The organism is bacterium, from assembly GCA_021372775.1.
In the GTDB taxonomy this organism is placed as follows: Bacteria; Acidobacteriota; Polarisedimenticolia; order J045; family J045; genus JAJFTU01.
Genome location: JAJFTU010000268.1, coordinates 1 through 1,792 on the forward strand (window position 1 = coordinate 1; position 1,792 = coordinate 1,792).

Consider the following 1,792-nt stretch of genomic DNA (forward strand, 5'->3'; position numbering starts at 1 on the left):
CGCGCCGCGAACGAGACGTCGTGGATCGTGACGACCGCGGGAAGACGCGAGGCGAGCGGGATCGAGTAGAACGGGCAGAAGAGCAGGTCCAGGTCGCGGCGCCGCGCGAGGTGCGCGGCCAGCGCGACCTGCCGCCAAACGGGATCGCCGCCCGGCAGCCGGCCGCCGAGCGCGCGCACGCGGTCGGGACGTCCCGGAAGCCTCCCCTCGGCGAACGCGCTTTCCGCGCATTGGCCGTTCGGGTCGTCGGCCGGGTCGCGCCGCGGCGACGCCTCCGCGCGGAACCCCGTCGCCGCCCCGTCCGGCTCTTCGCCGCAAGCGCCGCGCGGCGACGTCGCCGACGGCGTCGCCGCGTCTCGCTCTTCGCCGCAAGCGCCGCGCGAGGCGCGGTCCACGAACAGCTCCAGCGAGTCCCCTTCCCGCTTCAGCGCGGGCCACTCGCCGAGAATCCCCGCGAGGTAACGCGCCACGCCGGCGGGGCGATGCACGAGGACGCGCGCGTCGCAGCCGAGCCTCACGACGCCGCCTCTCGGTAGATCGCGAGAATGGTCCGCGCGACCGCGCGCTGGTCGAAACGCCGCGCCGCGAGACGCCGTGCGTCGCCGTCGGGCGAATCGGCGCCGCCCGCGCGCAGCGCCTCGTCGAGCGCCGCGGCGAGCGCGGCGGGCGAACCGTCCGCAGCCAACGCTCCGCACGTTCCCGCCGCCTCGCGCGACGCCGCGGCCGGACCGACAGCGACCGGCACTCCGGCCGCGAGCGCTTCGGCGACCGGCATCCCGAACCCTTCCTCGCGGGACGAGACGACGACCGCCGCCGCGCCGGCCACGGCCGCGCGGTGCGCCTCGTCGTCGAGCGCGCCGACGAACGCGGCGCGCCCCTCGAGCCCGAGCGCCGCGGCCGCGCGCCGCGCCCGCTCCTTCCCCGCGCCGTCGGGGCCGGTCAACGCGAGACGCAGCGCCGGCCGACGGGCGGCGAGTTCCGCGAACGCCGGCAGCAGCAAATCGTCAACGCCCTTGAGCGGATCGAACCCGCCGAGGTGCAGCAGATACGGGCCGTCGATCCCTTCGAGGCCGCGGCGCGCCGGCGCCGCGAAGGAGGCGACGTCGATCGGCGGCGGCGCGACGCGCAGCCGCGACGCGTCCACGCCGAACGTCCGCGCGACGAGGTCCGCCGTGAAGCCGCTGACGCAGACGACGCGCGTCGCCCGCGCCGAGCGGGCCAGCGACCAGCGGAAGACGAGCCGTTGCGCGGGCGTGAACGACGTCGGGTGACGCAGCGGAATCAGGTCGTGGATCGTCGCGACCCAAGGCAGCGCCCGCGGCGTGCGCGGCGGCGCGAGGAACGTTGCGTGCCAAACGTCGGCGCCCCGCAGCCACCGCGGCCCGAGGAGAACGCCCCACAGCGAGCGCGGGCCGCGCATCGCGCGCACCGCGCGCACGGCGACGCCGTTCGGCGCCCGCGGCGACGAATCGACAGCGGTCGCCGCGGCGTCCACCAGCAGCGAGATTTCGAGGTCCGGCTCGCCGAGCGCCGCGAGCCCTTCGACGAGGCCGCGGACGTAGCGGCCGACGCCTCTCCGCCCCGTGGCCCCGGCGAGCGGACGCCCGTCCAACAGTGCGCGCATCACGGCGGCGATTGTAGCAGCCACGCGCCGGTCCCTTCGCCGTACCTTGCGCTCAACGGGGGGTTGGCGTCCGCGGCCGCACCCGCGACGGAGGGGCTGGATGAGGGGACGGGGACCCCGCAGAGCCGAGCGCCGATCTTCCAAGGTCGGGAGGGGTCCGCTCCGAGT

Annotated in this window: 2 protein-coding genes; both read right to left on the bottom strand. The window is 76.8% G+C overall.

Features of this window, described 5'->3' with window-relative positions; translation table 11 throughout:
* The coding region (locus tag LLG88_09410) for a hypothetical protein (GenBank protein ID MCE5247119.1) at positions 1 to 518 on the bottom strand (518 nt) is incomplete at its 3' end.
* The gene (locus LLG88_09415) at positions 515 to 1,624 is read right to left on the bottom strand and encodes a glycosyltransferase family 4 protein (GenBank protein MCE5247120.1); all 1,110 of its coding nucleotides are present in this window, start codon (positions 1,622 to 1,624) and stop codon (positions 515 to 517) included. The genes LLG88_09410 and LLG88_09415, both read right to left, overlap by 4 nt.
* Positions 1,625 to 1,792: the final 168 nt, after the last annotated feature.